This window comes from Cytobacillus kochii, from assembly GCF_044790165.1.
Lineage (GTDB): Bacteria > Bacillota > Bacilli > Bacillales > Cytobacillaceae > Cytobacillus > Cytobacillus kochii.
The window spans coordinates 1,956,142-1,972,592 of the sequence record NZ_CP085254.1 but is presented as its reverse complement, the minus strand read 5'-3'; the positions used below and the strand labels follow the sequence as shown (position 1 = coordinate 1,972,592).

The 16,451-nt window shown below is 36.1% G+C and carries 16 protein-coding genes; all 16 read right to left on the bottom strand.

Annotated features, from left to right (window positions below; all coding sequences use genetic code 11):
* Positions 1-341: 341 nt before the first annotated feature.
* Positions 342-2,036, bottom strand: a complete 1,695-nt coding sequence (locus LG276_RS10395; protein WP_224938626.1) for a proline--tRNA ligase — start codon at positions 2,034-2,036, stop codon at positions 342-344.
* A gap of 92 nt (positions 2,037-2,128) precedes the next feature.
* Entirely contained in the window at positions 2,129-3,394 is a 1,266-nt protein-coding gene (gene rseP / locus LG276_RS10390) for an RIP metalloprotease RseP (RefSeq protein WP_095369497.1), read from the bottom strand.
* 35 nt (positions 3,395-3,429) lie between these two features.
* Positions 3,430-4,575, bottom strand: coding sequence for a 1-deoxy-D-xylulose-5-phosphate reductoisomerase (gene dxr / locus LG276_RS10385; RefSeq protein ID WP_224938625.1), 1,146 nt, complete (start codon positions 4,573-4,575; stop codon positions 3,430-3,432).
* 119 nt (positions 4,576-4,694) lie between these two features.
* Complete coding sequence (locus LG276_RS10380) at positions 4,695-5,495, bottom strand: phosphatidate cytidylyltransferase (protein ID WP_224938624.1); 801 nt, start codon at positions 5,493-5,495, stop codon at positions 4,695-4,697.
* A 17-nt stretch (positions 5,496-5,512) separates the two neighbouring features.
* Positions 5,513-6,289, bottom strand: coding sequence for an isoprenyl transferase (locus tag LG276_RS10375; protein WP_224938623.1), 777 nt, complete (start codon positions 6,287-6,289; stop codon positions 5,513-5,515).
* A 465-nt stretch (positions 6,290-6,754) separates the two neighbouring features.
* Positions 6,755-7,312 (bottom strand): ribosome recycling factor, encoded by a 558-nt coding sequence (gene frr / locus LG276_RS10370; RefSeq protein ID WP_224938622.1) that lies wholly within the window; start codon positions 7,310-7,312, stop codon positions 6,755-6,757.
* Positions 7,313-8,038: a UMP kinase gene (gene pyrH / locus LG276_RS10365; protein ID WP_095369502.1), complete on the bottom strand. Its 726-nt coding sequence runs from the start codon at positions 8,036-8,038 to the stop codon at positions 7,313-7,315.
* A 122-nt stretch (positions 8,039-8,160) separates the two neighbouring features.
* A complete protein-coding gene (gene tsf / locus LG276_RS10360; protein WP_404294259.1) occupies positions 8,161-9,042 on the bottom strand; it encodes a translation elongation factor Ts in 882 nt (293 codons plus the stop codon).
* A 205-nt stretch (positions 9,043-9,247) separates the two neighbouring features.
* Complete coding sequence (rpsB, locus tag LG276_RS10355; protein WP_095369504.1) at positions 9,248-9,949, bottom strand: 30S ribosomal protein S2; 702 nt, start codon at positions 9,947-9,949, stop codon at positions 9,248-9,250.
* A 154-nt stretch (positions 9,950-10,103) separates the two neighbouring features.
* Positions 10,104-10,604: a hypothetical protein gene (locus LG276_RS10350; RefSeq protein ID WP_251161467.1), complete on the bottom strand. Its 501-nt coding sequence runs from the start codon at positions 10,602-10,604 to the stop codon at positions 10,104-10,106.
* A 45-nt stretch (positions 10,605-10,649) separates the two neighbouring features.
* A complete protein-coding gene (locus LG276_RS10345) occupies positions 10,650-11,987 on the bottom strand; it encodes a DUF342 domain-containing protein (protein WP_251161466.1) in 1,338 nt (445 codons plus the stop codon).
* A gap of 24 nt (positions 11,988-12,011) precedes the next feature.
* On the bottom strand, positions 12,012-12,764 hold the full coding sequence (locus LG276_RS10340; protein WP_224938619.1) for a FliA/WhiG family RNA polymerase sigma factor: 753 nt from the start codon (positions 12,762-12,764) through the stop codon (positions 12,012-12,014).
* Between the two features lie 59 nt (positions 12,765-12,823).
* Positions 12,824-13,318: a chemotaxis protein CheD gene (locus LG276_RS10335; protein ID WP_180316976.1), complete on the bottom strand. Its 495-nt coding sequence runs from the start codon at positions 13,316-13,318 to the stop codon at positions 12,824-12,826.
* Between the two features lie 5 nt (positions 13,319-13,323).
* Entirely contained in the window at positions 13,324-13,959 is a 636-nt protein-coding gene (locus LG276_RS10330) for a chemotaxis protein CheC (RefSeq protein WP_224938618.1), read from the bottom strand.
* Entirely contained in the window at positions 13,959-14,411 is a 453-nt protein-coding gene (locus LG276_RS10325) for a chemotaxis protein CheW (RefSeq protein WP_224938617.1), read from the bottom strand. The genes LG276_RS10330 and LG276_RS10325 overlap by 1 nt, the downstream gene beginning before the upstream one ends.
* Before the next feature lie 21 nt (positions 14,412-14,432).
* Complete coding sequence (locus tag LG276_RS10320; protein ID WP_224938616.1) at positions 14,433-16,436, bottom strand: chemotaxis protein CheA; 2,004 nt, start codon at positions 16,434-16,436, stop codon at positions 14,433-14,435.
* Positions 16,437-16,451: the final 15 nt, after the last annotated feature.

Genomic DNA, 16,451 nt, shown 5'->3' with positions numbered 1-16,451 from the left:
CCTCCCCCTTCATTAACGTTCTATTTTTTTCAATCGGTCACTATTATATCATAATTAAATACTAGATTTGATAAAGTAAAAATCACGCTAATTGTCAACTATTTTGTGGTAATGGATATTATTTCCCCGAGGAATGATCGGGTTATTTAAAACTTCAAAAATGAATGAAGCGCAGGCATTCAACATAAATATCGAGCTATAATTCGGACAGTGACGCAATTTTTTAATAGGACTACAAACTTCTTCTATCGATGATAAAATAAAAAACCGATCCCATTCTCATCTTAGCATTTGACGACTAATGGGGTCGGATCATTTTTATATAGGAATGTTTAGGTTGTTTATGCTAACTGATGATGAATGAATTGTGGTAATTCATCCACTGATACTTCAAATTGCTCGCCTGTACTTCTTAATTTCACTTCTACGATGCCTTCATTTGCCTTTTTACCAACAGTAATTCGTAAAGGTAAACCGATTAAATCACTATCAGCAAATTTTACGCCAGCTCGTTCAGCGCGATCATCCCATAAAATACGATACCCTAAATCTTTCAAAGAATCGTATACTCTTTCACTTAATTGCACTTGGTCTTCTTTTTTCATATTTAATGAAACAAGGTGAAGTTGATAAGGTGCGATATTCTCCGGCCAAACAAGTCCATTTTCATCACTATGTTGTTCCGCAATAGCTGCCATTACACGAGAAACCCCGATGCCATAACAACCCATAATCATTGGTTGTGAACGGCCATTTTCATCGAGAATAGTCGCATCCATTGCTTCACTATATCTCGTACCAAGCTTGAATATATGACCAACTTCAATTCCTTTTGCAAAAAGAATACTACCTTCTCCATCAGGTGATGGGTCTCCTTCTTGAATAAAGCGAACATCTGCATATTGTTCTACGGTAAAGTCGCGATCCACATTTACATTGACATAGTGGTATCCAGCTTCATTTGCACCGCAGACACCATTAACAATTGCACTGACAGCATGGTCGGCAATGATCCGCACATTTGCATGAACGGGACCGATGGAACCAATTTCACAGCCAATAACTGATTTTGTCTCCTCAGCATCAGCTAATTCCACATCATTGGCAGCAAGCAGATTCTTTACTTTAATATCATTCACTTCATGATCACCACGAACAAGTAGCAATACATAATCTTCATCTACTTTAAATAGTAATGATTTTATGCATTTATCTGCTGAGACATTTAAATAATCCACAATTTCAGCAATGCTTTTTTGATTCGTAGTACTAACTTTTTCAAGTTCTCTTAACTCTTCATTAGATTTTTCATATGTTGAAACTACCTCTGCCATTTCAATATTTGCTGCATATTGAGAGGTATCAGAATAAGCAATCGTATCTTCTCCAATTTCGGACAGAACCATAAATTCATGAGTATCTTTACCACCCATTGCTCCAGAATCCGCAATAACAGCTCTAAAATTCAAACCTGCGCGAGAAAAAATATTGGAATAAGCTTGATAAAAAAGATCGTACATCTCATCTAAACTTTCTTGGCTTGAATGGAAGGAATAACCATCTTTCATAATAAATTCTCGACCTCTTAGCACACCAAAACGCGGACGCTTTTCATCGCGAAATTTCGTTTGAATCTGATACAGAGCAAGAGGTAGCCTTTTATATGATTTCACTTCATCACGGACAAGACTCGTCACAACCTCTTCATGTGTTGGTCCAAGAGCAAATTCACGCTCATGACGGTCTTTCATTCTCATTAATTCTGAACCATATGTATACCAGCGACCAGACTCTTGCCACAGCTCTGCTTGCTGAAGTGCAGGCATAAGCATCTCTACGGCATTAATGGCTTCAAGCTCTTCTCTAATAATCGTTTCAATATTTTGTAACACTTTTCTTGCCATTGGTAAATAACTATAAATACCACTAGCATTTTGACGAATAAATCCTGCTCTTAATAAAAGTTGATGACTTTTAATTTCTGCATCAGCAGGGTTTTCCCTTAAAGTTGGAATTAATACCTGACTTTGTTTCATCTTAATTTATACACCTCTATTATTTATTTTCATTATCAAGGCTCAGAAACCATTTAGTTAAAACGGATCTCTGAGCCTCAGGTTTCATCTTCTTATAAAAAGAATCGCTGAATGTCATTCCATGTTACAACTAACATAAGCAGCATTAATAGCGCAAAGCCTACAAAGTGAACCATACCTTCTTTTTGTTTGTCTATCGGTTTTCCTCTAACTCCCTCAATAGCAAAGAACATTAATCTTCCACCATCGAGAGCAGGGATAGGCAATAGGTTCATGATACCTAAATTGATGCTTAAGACACCTGCCCACTTCATTAAATAAAATATACCTGATTGAGCAACTGTGTCAACTGAAACATAGATACCAACAGGACCTGAAAGGGCATCAATTGTAAATTCCCCAGAGATTAACTTCCCTAAAATAACAAAAATTTCTTTTGTCCATAATAAGGTCTCCTCAGCACCGTATACGACTGATTTTAATGGATTTTTTTCCATCGGACTATATACACCGATCACACCGATTGTCGGACCATCTTCTATTTCTTGCGACTTAGGTGTAACCGGGATCGTCATTTCTTCCCCACCGCGATCAATTTGAAATTCAAGCTCATTATTAGGGTTTTTCTGAATGATTTCTACAACATCTTGCCAGCTCGAAATTTCTGCACCATCGACTGAATGAACAATGTCACCTTGTTTGAATCCTGCATCAATCGCTGCACCATCTTCTGTTAATTCCCCAAGCATCGGCGCATTTGATGGCATCCCCTGTAATAAAGCGATGATGACAAAAATAACAAAAGCTAAAACAAAGTTCATCATCGGTCCAGCGAAAATAGCCATTGTTCTTTGTCCTAAAGTTTTAGAAGAAAATTGGCGATCATAAGGAGCAATCAGTGTTTCTGTTCCATCTTCCACCAATACTGCTCGTCGATTTACCTTAAACGTTTCTAATTTCTCTTCTTCCTCGCCTTCGACATACCCTTTTAATATCAATTCATGTTCAATATCTGCATGTTCGATTTCGAGAATCCTTGCATCCGGATATTTATCTTTGTTATTTAAAATAATCTTCTGAACTTCATTTTGGTCGTTGAAGACTAATCCTACTCGGTAACCTGCTTTCAATTCGACCATTTCAACATCTTCACCAGCCATCCGCACATAGCCACCTATCGGTAACAACCGGATCGTATAAAGTGTATCATTTTTTGTAAATGAAAAAACCTTTGGTCCCATACCAATCGCGAACTCACGACATAGGATACCTGCTCGCTTCGCAAAGATTAAATGTCCAAGTTCATGGAAAAATACTAGTGCCCCAAAAATGATAATAAAGGCTATGACTGTACTCAATTTTTAACCACCTTTTTTTCTGAATCAAAAACGAATCAGCTTGATAAAAGCGAATAGATATAGGCTCTTGTTTCCTCATCTACTTCTTGTATTTCTGATAATGTCGGTGCTTTTATACAGGAATGTCTTGTTAAAGCTTGTTCAATTAATTCTTCAATCTTTAAAAAGCTTATTTTTCCTTCTAAAAATGCTGCAACCGCTGCTTCATTTGCTGCATTTAAAACCGCAGGCATCGATCCACCTTCTTTACCTGCTTGGTAGGCAAGCGCTAAACAACGAAAGCGATCATAATCCATTTCTTTAAAATGGAGCTGGCCAATTTTGGCTAGATCTAATCGTTTATTCTTTAATGGTAAACGATCCGGGTAAGAAAGAGCGTACTGGATAGGAACCCTCATATCCGGTGTACCTAATTGTGCGATGACACTACTATCATGGAATTCAACCATAGAATGAATGATACTTTCATTATGAAGAAGACAGTCAATCTTATCGTATGGTAATGAGAATAACCAATGAGCTTCGATTACCTCTAAGCCCTTATTCATCATTGTTGCCGAGTCAATTGTGATTTTAGCTCCCATTGACCAGTTAGGATGATTTAACGCTTGTTCTACTGTTACTGCTTCTAAATCCGCTCTGCTATAATCACGAAAAGATCCTCCAGAAGCGGTTAAAATCAATCGATCGATATTCTTCGCATTCTCTCCTTGTAATGCTTGAAAAATCGCTGAATGCTCACTATCAACAGGTAAAAGGTCAACACCATAGTTTTTTGCTGATTCCATGACTAAATGCCCCGCTGTTACCAATGTTTCCTTATTTGCAATAGCAATCGTTTTTCTTTCTTCAATTGCTTGTAATGTTGGTTCTAGTCCTACACGACCTAAAACAGCATTTACCAATATATTTGCTTTATTATATACAGCCACTTCTGTTAAACCGAGTTGTCCATATGTAAATGATATGCTTGGAAACTCAGCTTTAAGCATCTCCATCGAACTTTTTTCTAAGACGGAAACAAGCTCTGGATGGAATTCGTTGATTACTTGACGGGCAAAATGAATATTTTTACCTACTGAAAAAGCGACTAATTGGAATTCATCAGGATGCTGTCTAATGATATCTAACGTTTGTGTACCGATAGAACCTGAAGCACCCATTAAACTAATTTTTTTCATTTCTAAAACATCTCCTATTAAGAAAAGCGTCTACTGAGCCACATATCATAAGGTATGATTACACTTTTCTCCGCTAAAAACAGCGTCTCTATATAATCGTTTCTCTACTCTGTCTTTTATTACATGATAGATAAAATAATATACATAAATGGCCAAACAAATAACAAGCTGTCGAAACGGTCAAGTATCCCACCATGACCAGGTAATATTCTACCCGAATCTTTTACTCCGTAATGTCTTTTAAATGCTGATTCTGCCAAGTCACCAACTTGTCCAAAGACAGCTAATAGACAGGTCATAAGAATAATGAGAATTGCGGGTTCACTAATATCTGTAAAAATCAAAAACAAACAAGCAACGACAACAGATGAAATAACGCCGCCAATACTACCCTCTATTGTTTTATTAGGACTAATATCTGGCCATAGCTTTCTTTTTCCAAATGCCTTTCCAAAGAAATACGCACCTGAATCAGAAGCCCATATAATAAATAGGCTAAAAAAGATCCAAATAAGTCCATTCTCCATCGCTCTCGTTTCTAGAAAGTAATGAAAACCAAAACCTATATAGATAGTAGAAATGAGCATAAAGGCAATATCATCATATGTAACACGATTCTTTGTTAATACTGTATATGTAAGCAAAAGAAGTACACCAAGTACTAAAATATCTGTCTTTCCAACTCCTGCTCGTATCAACCAAGCAAAATAAAATTCTGTAGGAATCATGATCATCCATAATATAAACGTAGATATGAGTCCTGGAAGGGAAAATAGATTAAACCCTTTCATTCTTAATAGCTCGTATAAGCCTACTGTTGCAAAAAAATAGGCAAGGAGCATCAATGGCCACCCACCAATAAATACTAGTGGCAAGAGAACTGCTCCAAAAATGATTGCTGTGATTACTCTTTCTTTCATTCATTTCAACACCTTTATTAAACTCCTCCAAAACGCCTTTGACGCTTTTGGAATACTTCAACTGCTTCAACAAAATGTTCTTCCCCAAAGTCTGGCCATAAAACATCTGTAAACCAAAACTCAGCATAAGCTAGTTGCCATAGCATAAAATTACTTAAACGAATTTCCCCACTCGTTCGTATCAGTAGGTCTGGATCGGCCAACTCATTTGTCATTAAATATGATGAAAAAACTTCTTCTGTTAACTTTTCTTCATCTATTATACCACTTTGCGCATCAATTAAGACGTTTTTAACTGCCTCAATAATTTCCGCTCGACTCCCGTAGTTCATAGCGAAATTTAACACTAACCCATCATTATGAGCAGTAGATTGGATCGCTTCGTCAATTGCTTTTAATGTCGCTGCCGGTAAAATAGATTTATTTCCGATCATTTTCACTTGAACATTCTCTTCAATTAATTCGGGTAAAAACGTTTGCAGAAATTCAGATGGCAACTTCATAAGGAAATCGACTTCCATTTTTGGCCTTTTCCAATTCTCAGTAGAGAAGGCGTATAATGTTAACGTTTTAACACCCAGTTGATTGGCGAATCGTGTGATTTTTCTAACGACTTTTGCCCCTTCATGATGACCTGCAACACGCGGCAACGTTCTTTTTTTAGCCCAGCGACCATTACCATCCATGATGATTGCTACATGCTCTGGAATTGGCTGTGCTTTAATATTATCTATTCTTTCTTGAAGATCTATTGAGTCATTATTATTTTTCCAAAGTTTCATTTTATCGAACATTTGAATACTCCTTTTAATCGGCTGATTTACCATTAAATAAGTAATGCCATGTATTTAATGGATAAGCACCCTTTTCCGTTCATACTACTTCGATGATTAAACGAGTGACGCTTTTGCCATTTCAGATATATTCATTATAGGCAGAATAAGTAAGCACATCAATAACTTTCCTCCAATTGTGCTCCTCATTTTAAAGATTACCACAAAACGATGCAATAAGATATTTTTTTAAGATATTAATTATAAATTAAGAGTTCGATTTCAAAGATTGTCGTTTTGGTTTATCTGCCAACAAATTCTATCAGTAAAGAAAATAGTTCAATTTTCTTCTACGCTACTGCCTTTTTCACTTCATTCATAAAACACGAAGTTTTAGAATCGGTCCATTATAGAAAAAGCCCCCTATTTATCATAGAGGGCTTCGCCTACAATCGAAAAAGTATGTCCTATATAATGTAAATAAGATTATACTTCTAAAATTTCTTTTTCTTTATCTTTTGTAAGCTCATCAATTTTCTTAATGAACTCATCTGTTGCTTTTTGGATATCATCTGAGTAACCACGTTGATCATCCTCAGTGATTTCTCCATTTTTTTCTAGTTTTTTCAGATCATCATTACCGTCTCTTCTAATATTACGGATGCCTACTTTTGCTTCTTCCGCCTCTTTTTTCACAACTTTTACAAGTTCCTTACGGCGCTCTTCAGTTAGTTGCGGAATGGATAAACGAATAAGGTTTCCATCGCTTGTTGGAGTAAGTCCTAAATCTGATTTCAAGATTGCCTTTTCAATGTCACCTAATATAGATTTATCATAGGGTTGAATGACTAATAAACGTGCTTCTGGTACAGAAACACCAGCTAATTGGTTAATAGGTGTTGGTGCACCATAGTAATCTACTGTTATTCTATCTAATATAGAAGAGTTAGCTTTCCCAGCTCGAATACCGGCTAATTCGCGTGAGTAAGATTGTGTTGCTTTTGTCATACGATCTTTTACATTAGCTATGATATTTTTTGGCATTTAGTTTTTCCCCCTTACGATTGTACCGATTGGCTCGCCTAATACAGCGCGATTGATATTTCCTTTTTCCATAATAGAAAAGACAATCAGTGGAATATTATTATCCATGCAAAGTGATGATGCCGTTGAATCCATGACTGCTAATCCTTCTTTAATGACATCTAAATAGGATAATTCATCGTATTTTTTTGCATTTTTATCGATTCTTGGATCAGCAGAGTATACACCGTCAACATTATTTTTTGCCATTAAGATAACTTCAGCATCAATTTCTGCCGCTCTTAGTGCAGCTGTTGTATCTGTTGAGAAATAAGGGTTTCCTGTGCCTGCAGCGAAAATAACGACCCTTTTCTTTTCCAAGTGACGAATGGCTTTTCTACGGATATATGGCTCAGCAACTTGTCTCATTTCAATTGAAGTTTGTACTCTTGTTTCAATCCCAAGTTGTTCTAAACTATCTTGAAGTGCTAAGGAGTTCATTACCGTTGCAAGCATTCCCATATAATCTGCATTAGCACGTTCCATACCCATCTCTTCACCAATCTTACCACGCCAAATATTTCCGCCACCAACAACGACAGCTACTTCAACATCTAGCTCAGCTAAGTCTTTCACTTGCTGTGCGACTGACTTAATTACTGATGGATTAATGCCGAAACCTTGTTCTCCAGCCAATGCTTCACCACTTAATTTTAAAACAACTCTTTTATATTTAGGGTCGCTCATAAGAACCTCCATAATGAATAGTAAGCAAAAAAAGCTTTTGCTTAAAATTTCAAACTACATTTATTCTAACAAACAGGGAACACACAGTGTTCCCCACAAATTCATCTACTATGGTAGATTTATTATTTTTTCACTTGGCTCATTACTTCTTCTGCAAAGTTATCTTCGCGTTTTTCGATACCTTCTCCTACTTCATAACGTACGAATTCGCTAATTTTCCCGCCTTTAGAAGCAACAAATTTCCCAACTTTTTCATCTGGGTTTTTAACAAATGATTGGTCGTTTACACAAACTTCTTCGAAATATTTACCTAAGCGACCTTCAACCATTTTCTCAACGATTTTTTCTGGTTTACCTTCGTTAAGCGCTTGTTGAGTAAGAACTTGACGCTCATGTTCAACTTCTTCTTGTGAAACTTCATCACGAGAGATATATTTAGGGTTTAATGCTGCAATATGCATAGATACATCTTTTGCTGCTTCTTCATCAGTCGTACCTTCAAGAACTGTAAGTACACCAATACGTCCACCCATGTGTAGGTATGCGCCAAAAGCATCGTTATCTGTTTTTGTTTTAACTTCAAAACGGCGTAATGATAGTTTTTCTCCAATTTTAGAAATAGCTGTATTGATATGAGACTCAACTGTGTTACCATTTGTCATAGATCCTTGAAGTGCTTCTTCAACTGACGCAGGCTTTACACTTAACAAGTGCCCTCCTAATTCTTTTACAAGTGTTTGGAAACCTTCGTTTTTAGCAACGAAGTCTGTTTCAGCATTTACTTCAAGAATAACAGCTTCATTTCCTTCTACTTTAATAGAAGTTAAGCCTTCAGCAGCGATACGATCGCCTTTCTTCGCAGCTTTTGCAATACCTTTCTCACGAAGAAAGTCAATTGCTTTTTCCATATCTCCGTCTACTTCTTGAAGTGCTTTTTTACAATCCATCATTCCAGCACCTGTTTTTTCACGTAATTCTTTTACCATTTGTGCAGTGATTGCCATTATGGAATCCTCCTTATTAAATATGTAAATGTCGTATATGAACATTCAGCATGATTTTTTTATTATTACATTATCTTTTCCAAATATTGCGTGTGCCAATCGTTCTTTTGATTTGCAGGCAACAAATACGTCATTCTTTTTAAAAAAAGGTGATAAAGGGTGCTCCCTATTATCACCTTTTCAAAAATAACGCATTTCATAGCAATTATGCAGTCGTTACTTCTTCACCTTGTTTAGCTTCTAAAATTGCATCCGCCATTTTACCAGTTAAAAGTTTAACGGCACGAATTGCATCGTCGTTTGCAGGGATTACTACATCGATTTCATCTGGATCACAGTTTGTATCAACAATACCAACGATCGGAATGTTTAATTTATGCGCTTCTGCAACTGCAATGCGCTCTTTACGAGGATCAATGATGAATAAAGCATCAGGAAGAGCTTTCATATCTTTGATTCCGCCTAAGAATTTTTCTAAACGTTCTTGCTCTTTTCTTAATTGAACAACTTCTTTTTTAGGAAGTACTTCAAAAGTGCCATCTTCAGACATTCTTTCGATATCTTTAAGACGTGCAATACGCTTTTGGATTGTTTCAAAGTTTGTTAATGTACCACCTAACCAACGTTGGTTTACATAGTACATACCAGAACGAATTGCTTCTTCTTTAACAGAATCTTGCGCTTGTTTTTTAGTACCAACGAAAAGAACTGTTCCGCCTTCACCAGCTAGTTCTTTAACGAAATTATAAGCTTCTTCTACCTTCTTAACTGTTTTTTGAAGGTCGATAATGTAGATGCCGTTACGCTCAGTGAAAATGTATTTTTTCATTTTTGGGTTCCAACGGCGAGTTTGGTGTCCGAAATGTACACCAGCTTCAAGCAATTGCTTCATAGAAATTACTGACATGGATGTTTCCTCCTAATGGTTTTTATTTTCCTCCGCTCATTTCATCTTTAACTAGAAACTGTATTGACAGCACCAACTAGTTAAATCAATAAGCGTGTGTATTAACACCGTTTTATAATATAGCATAACTCCAGTAAGTAAGCAAGACTTATCATCATTCCTTAGAAAATTTCAATAAAAGTTCTACCTCTTTTTTTCCTTTATTCATGCGTTTTGCAATTTCATCAACGGAGTGCCCTTGATGATAAAGGTCCTGAATAGAAGAATGGGTAGTGGCTTCATTCTTTTCTTTTTGACGGTCAATATGAGTATCCTTATTGGCTTGATTAGCTTGATAAATAGATGCAGCCTTCTTTTTAGCTGTTGTTGCTGGATAGCGCTTATTCAACTCTTGTGGATTTGGCTCATTTTGTACGTTAGATTCGTCATTTACTGGAGATAATATATTTCTTTGCTGGACTTGCTTCAAAAAGGCTTCGTTCTCTTCACGTATTTCCGTTATGTATATCGCTAATAATTGATCCATTTGTTCTATATTATTTTTTTGTTCTTTTTCTAAAGAAACAAAACGATTTTGCCGTAAATAAAGGAGAAGAATCGCAGTGATTGCGAGTATATTCAATATGAGACTAATGATAAGGAAGAAAACAATCATTATTTATCCCTTCTTTTTTGTCAACTATTAGTGACTCTCTACTTTTTAGTTTTCAATAGGTAATACAATAAATTCTGATTTATCAAAATGAATGGTAATATGCGCATTCGGCTTTTTAAATAGCTTGGCGTACTTACCTTTTTTAATCTTTGTTTGAGGGTATAGCTCTCCAAGAATTTTGATAGCTAGCTTATCCTTTTGAAAAGCGTGGTGACTTTCTATCTCTTGTTTCTTTTTCGTTAGATTTAAAATTTCTTGCTCGATATGTTTCTTAGTCTTTTTATGTTTTAATGCCAACGGATGTCCCTGTTGATCCTCCTGCAATTTAGACTCAATAGAAACTAGCTTTTGTTTTACAATATTTAAATCAGCAAGTTTGTTCGAGATTTCTCCTAACTTATCTTGAAGTGAATAATCCTCATCTTTTAATTCAATTTCAGTATATGTAAAATGGTGATTGCCAATATCTTTGACAATCATTCCACCATATGTTGATAAATGTCCCCCGATGACAGATGCTTTATTTGCATAAATATGTTCCTTGGCAAATACTACACTATGAAGGATTGAACGCTCTATATATATATTACTTTCAGATTCTACTACTGCTTGATTTAAAAAATGGGCTCTTATACTACCTTGAGCCTGAATTTTACCATATTGGCTTCCAAGGACTCCACCTTCAATATAAATATAGCCTTGTGCCTCTAATTTTGCGTTTTCAACTGTTCCTTCTACCCTTATATTACCTGTTGCCACTATATGGCTTCCTGTTAAAACATTCCCTTTCACAACCACATTGCCATCAAATTTCATTATACCTTTTCCTGGAAGATAATCACCATCTATCAGTTGTATCGGTAACACAGACAAGGTGTTTTTTGAGAGTAAGACTTCACCATTAATTAAAGAATAATATTGCTCATGATGTAAGATCACATTTTCCCCTGGAGTGATGTGTAATTCTTTCCCATTCATGCTGTTAACCCTTTGTCCATGAACATCGATTCCGTCCGAACCAGGTGTAGCTGGAAAAATGGTTGCGATCACCTCTCCATTTGCTACTGTCACCATATGCTCATGTATGTCATTAAGCTTCTCTCGCTTCTCACTATGCATATTTAATTTTTCCTTTACTAAATAAGCATCTCTTCCAGCGACTGGTTTCTCGCCTTTTGCAATTTCGATTGGGTAAGTGTAGGCTAGAGGGTCTTCAACGATTTTCGCGATTAGCGCATGGTCAAGTCCGTATGTAATATTCGCTTTACGAATACTTTTTTCTATTACTTGTTTAATATTATCATCTTGTATCTCATTTGCTTGTAGATGTAACATAGCAGTTAACCTATCAGGTGATACAGAAATGATATGCCCTCCTACCATAGAAAAACCCTCCTTCAAAGAACATTAGACGATTTTTTCTAATGTTTTCTTTAACTTTTGAATTGCCTTTGAATGAATTTGTGAAATCCTAGATGTAGAAAGTTGTAAAACTTCACCAATTTCGGTTAATGTCAGTTCTTCTTTATAAAATAAACTAACCACTAATTGTTCCTTTTCGTTTAATTGCTTAATTTGGGACGTTAATTCTTCAATTAATTCATTTTTAACAAGCTGTTTTTCTGGTAAAATCGCTCTCTCATCTTGTAGAACAAATGAATAATCATCATAATCATAGTCACTCGGTTTTTCATCAATAGATAATAAGTTGGCCATGTATTGTTCATTTAGAGTAGCATATACTTCCTTAGTTGATAATTGTACCTCAAGAGCAATTTCTTCAACTGTGGCATTACGCATATAGGCCTGCTCTAATCTTTCAATCGCCGCTTCCACTTTTTTTGTTCTTTCTCGCGTGCTTCTAGATAGCCAGTCTTCTTTTCTTAAACCATCTAAGATGGCGCCCCTTACTCTAAAGGATGCATACGTATCAAATTTAAGGTCACGATTGGGGTCGTATTTTTCTAGTGCATCAAATAAACCCATCATGCCTAAACTTTTTAATTCATCCCTTGACACGCTTTTAGGGAGACCTGCTGCAATCCTTTGAACATGATAACTTACAAGTGGCATATATCTTTTAACGAGAAAATTACCGGCATCTTGATTCCGTGAACATACCCACTCATCCCAAGCTTTCTCTTCTGAAACTTGTAGCATTCATTAAATCTGGTTAAATACATGATTTAAACCAGATACTCACCTCCTCTAACAAATATTTATATATATGTCACTCCTTGATTAACCGTCTTAACCATCATCTTTCCATTCTCTGGATTGAACTCTATCGTTCGTCCACAATGACCGCCTACATCCTTACCTGTCACTTCAACTTGCAAGTTTTTTAGTATTCGTTCTGTAGTCGCTATATTTCTTTCACCAATACGGATCACATCTTGACCGGATGAAAATTTAAACATATGTGCCCCACCTGCATACTTAGCCATGATGGAAATACGATGCGCACCACTTTTAATTAACTCATCATACAAATGCTTAATTCCTGAATCAGCAAACTTAGCGGGGTTAAATACCTTTGATTTTGCTAAGGACGAGTCAGGGAGCATTATATGAACCAATCCTGCTATTTTCTTTTTTTGATCATAAAGGACGACACCTACGCAAGAACCTAAACCTGACGTCCTAATTAACTGAGGTGCCTGAACAATATGACAGTCAGCTATCCCAACTTTCACGACTTCACTTGTATTCATTATATTTATCCGTCACATCTCTTTAAGATTTCAGATAACGAGTGATTATCGAGGAAGATCAATAAGTGACAAAGCTCTTCTTTCGATTCTTCAACAATCTCCATACTCGTTTGAATAACTAATAACTCATCATAGTCGTATGATTGTGTAATACAAGCATCACTGATTAGTGCAGCTGACATATCGATACTTATAGCAGGAAGTGAGCAAAAGAGTGGTTCTTCAAAAAAATCCCCAAGTGCTGAAGCGTAGGCGCCTGTTAACATATTCATTAATTCCGCTAATGCTGATTGTTCCATGTGATCGTATAGACTACTAAACATTTCATTTTGGCTTTGTAGCAAGTCTGCTATCCACCGTTCTACATTTTGATAAGACAGTAATAATAATAGTTGGCTTGAAAGAGAGCCTGAGACTTGCGATAGACCCCCAACCGTTACATTCTCGTCATTACCGTTCGCCTCGACTACCTCTTGATAGGTATATATGTGAACCGAGGGAACATGCATATTTACTTTTTTATCCAATAAAGAAGAAAGTGCTGTTGCTGCATTACCTGCACCAATATTTGCTACCTCTTTTAACATATCAATAAATTTTGGGAGATGGTGTCGATCATTAATAGAATAAGAATCAGCCATTAAACTTCTACATTCTCCTCTATATTTAATACTTTAGCTAAGTCAATCAAAATAAGAATTTGTTGATTCATTTTGGCGACAGCTTTTATATAATCAAATGACTCTGTTCCCACCACTTCAGGCGGGGGCTCTAATTGTGATGTTGCCACATCTATCACATCATTAGCTGCATCGACAATTAACCCCACTTCCTTTTCACCTTTTTTCGTAATAATAATTCTAGTATGTTCGGAATACGGGTGTTCGGGTAAATTAAATCTTGTGCGTAAATCGACAATTGGCAGTATAACACCACGAAGATTAATGACGCCTTTAATATACTTCTCTGTTCCTGGCACTCTCGTAATATGTTCTATTTTTTCTATTGAGAGTACATCTGCAACAGGTACCCCATATTCTTTATCACCAAGCTGAAATACAATTAATTGAACAGTATGTTGTTTATTTTCCACAGTCCAATCACCATCTTCCTATTATTTTATCAACTCATTACAATCAATAATTAGCGCTACTTGTCCATCGCCTAATATTGTCGCACCCGATATGGCAAAAACATTCGTTAAATAATCACCTAATGATTTCAGTACAATCTCTTGTTGCCCGATAAAAGAACTCACGATTAATGCAGCCAGCTTTTCTCCTTTTCGAACAATAACAACTGAAAGCGTCTCTGGTATTTCTTCACTTTCATCATTCACTTCAAAAATAGATTGTAAAGAAACGAGCGGAACGACTTTACCTCTAAAATCGATTACTTGCTGATTATGTGTTTTCATAATGTCAGCTTTTTTTATAATTGCTGTTTCAATAATTGACGATAAAGGAATAGCATACTTTTCATTTTCTACTTCTACTAACATAGCGGAAATAATTGAAAGGGTTAAAGGTAATTGAATAGAAAAGGTTGAGCCGTTTCCTTCATTAGACTGAATCGTAACATATCCACCTAATGATTCAATTGTACTTTTCACAACATCTAAACCGACGCCTCTGCCCGAAACATCGGAAATTTCCTTAGCTGTAGAAAAACCTGATGAAAAAATAAGCTGATAAATATCTTGATCTTCCATAGAAGCGATCTCTTCTTCTTTAATAATCCCTTTAGAAATGGCTTTTCGACACACATTGTCTTTATTTATTCCTGCCCCATCATCCGTTATTTCTATGAAAATATGATTTCCACTATGGTAAGCCTTCAAGATAATTGTTCCTTGTTGTGACTTACCTTTTGCTATACGCTCTTCGGGCTTTTCAATTCCATGATCCATTGCATTTCTAATCAAATGAACGAGTGGATCACCAATTTCATCAATGACTGTTCGATCTAATTCCGTTTGGGCACCAATAATCTCTAGGTTGACAGACTTATGCAAATCTTTCGCCAGTTGTCTAACCATTTTAGGAAAACGATTGAAGACTGTATCAATTGGAACCATCCTCATATTGAGAATTATATTTTGCAAATCTCCGGAAATACGAGACATATGTTCAACTGTTTCTTGTAACCCTTGATGGTCTAAATCTTGTGAAATTTGTAGTAGACGTCCTCTATCTATCACCAATTCCTCAAATAAATTCATTAAGATATCTAGTCGTTCAATGTTTACCCTAATCGTTTTCGTTGCATGTTTGCTCTGCTGTTTGAATGATGAAGTCTGTTGCTGTGTTACTTCAACCTCTTTTTCTGTAGGCAATACCACTTGTTCTACAGCTACCGCCGCTTCTTCACTTGCCTGAGACAAATCTATCGCTATGATTTCGACAGCGTCGATTTCAGATATTTTCAACAGTTCCATTTCAATCTCTTCTTTTGTATTAGAAGAGAGAATAGTTACTGTAAACTCAAAGTCAAATTGTTCCTCTTCAAGAGCAGTTGCCTGAGGGTGCGATTTAATGATTTCTCCATTTTTCTCTAGTGTTTCAAAAACCATAAACACTCGAACTGCTTTTAATAAACAATCTTTATGTAATTGCACCGTCACTTCAAAGGGGTGATAATCGGTATCTTTTGATTGACTTAATACAGTCCATTCATAATCATCGTAGGTCAGCTTCCCAAATTGCACAGTTTCCGGTGCATTTACATTCTCAAGCTGTTCTTTGCCATCCAAGCTTTGCAATTGTTTCACTACAGTCTCTACATTCAATTGTCCATTGCCTCCACTGGCAATAGATTCTACCATTTCTTCTAAGTAATCAGCTGCTAAAAATAATATATCAAGTACTTGTGAAGATACAGCTAATTTCTCATTACGAATAAGATCTAACACGTTCTCCATTTGATGAGTTAATTGGGCTAGATCATTAAACTCCATCGTAGCTGACATGCCTTTTAAAGTATGAGCAGAGCGAAAAATTTCATTAACAATGAATAAATCCTCTGGACTTTGCTCTAATTTAAGCAGCAAATCATTACAATTTTGTAGATGTTCTTTACTTTCTTCAATAAAAAGATCTAAATATTGGTTCATTTCCATCTAAGGACACCTCCA

What these genes read in the sequence shown, in the direction of transcription:
- LG276_RS10335 (WP_180316976.1), bottom strand. Translation starts at nt 13,318, where the DNA reads ATGAATACAAGTGAAGTCGTGAAAGTTGGGATAGCTGACTGTCATATT.
- LG276_RS10330 (WP_224938618.1), bottom strand. Translation starts at nt 13,959, where the DNA reads ATGGCTGATTCTTATTCTATTAATGATCGACACCATCTCCCAAAATTT.
- LG276_RS10375 (WP_224938623.1), bottom strand. Translation starts at nt 6,289, where the DNA reads ATGTTCGATAAAATGAAACTTTGGAAAAATAATAATGACTCAATAGAT.
- tsf (WP_404294259.1), bottom strand. Translation starts at nt 9,042, where the DNA reads ATGGCAATCACTGCACAAATGGTAAAAGAATTACGTGAAAAAACAGGT.
- dxr (WP_224938625.1), bottom strand. Translation starts at nt 4,575, where the DNA reads ATGAAAAAAATTAGTTTAATGGGTGCTTCAGGTTCTATCGGTACACAA.
- LG276_RS10350 (WP_251161467.1), bottom strand. Translation starts at nt 10,604, where the DNA reads ATGATTGTTTTCTTCCTTATCATTAGTCTCATATTGAATATACTCGCA.
- pyrH (WP_095369502.1), bottom strand. Translation starts at nt 8,038, where the DNA reads ATGAGCGACCCTAAATATAAAAGAGTTGTTTTAAAATTAAGTGGTGAA.
- LG276_RS10340 (WP_224938619.1), bottom strand. Translation starts at nt 12,764, where the DNA reads ATGCTACAAGTTTCAGAAGAGAAAGCTTGGGATGAGTGGGTATGTTCA.
- LG276_RS10395 (WP_224938626.1), bottom strand. Translation starts at nt 2,036, where the DNA reads ATGAAACAAAGTCAGGTATTAATTCCAACTTTAAGGGAAAACCCTGCT.
- LG276_RS10345 (WP_251161466.1), bottom strand. Translation starts at nt 11,987, where the DNA reads ATGGTAGGAGGGCATATCATTTCTGTATCACCTGATAGGTTAACTGCT.
- LG276_RS10380 (WP_224938624.1), bottom strand. Translation starts at nt 5,495, where the DNA reads ATGAAAGAAAGAGTAATCACAGCAATCATTTTTGGAGCAGTTCTCTTG.
- rpsB (WP_095369504.1), bottom strand. Translation starts at nt 9,949, where the DNA reads ATGTCAGTAATTTCTATGAAGCAATTGCTTGAAGCTGGTGTACATTTC.
- frr (WP_224938622.1), bottom strand. Translation starts at nt 7,312, where the DNA reads ATGCCAAAAAATATCATAGCTAATGTAAAAGATCGTATGACAAAAGCA.
- LG276_RS10320 (WP_224938616.1), bottom strand. Translation starts at nt 16,436, where the DNA reads ATGGAAATGAACCAATATTTAGATCTTTTTATTGAAGAAAGTAAAGAA.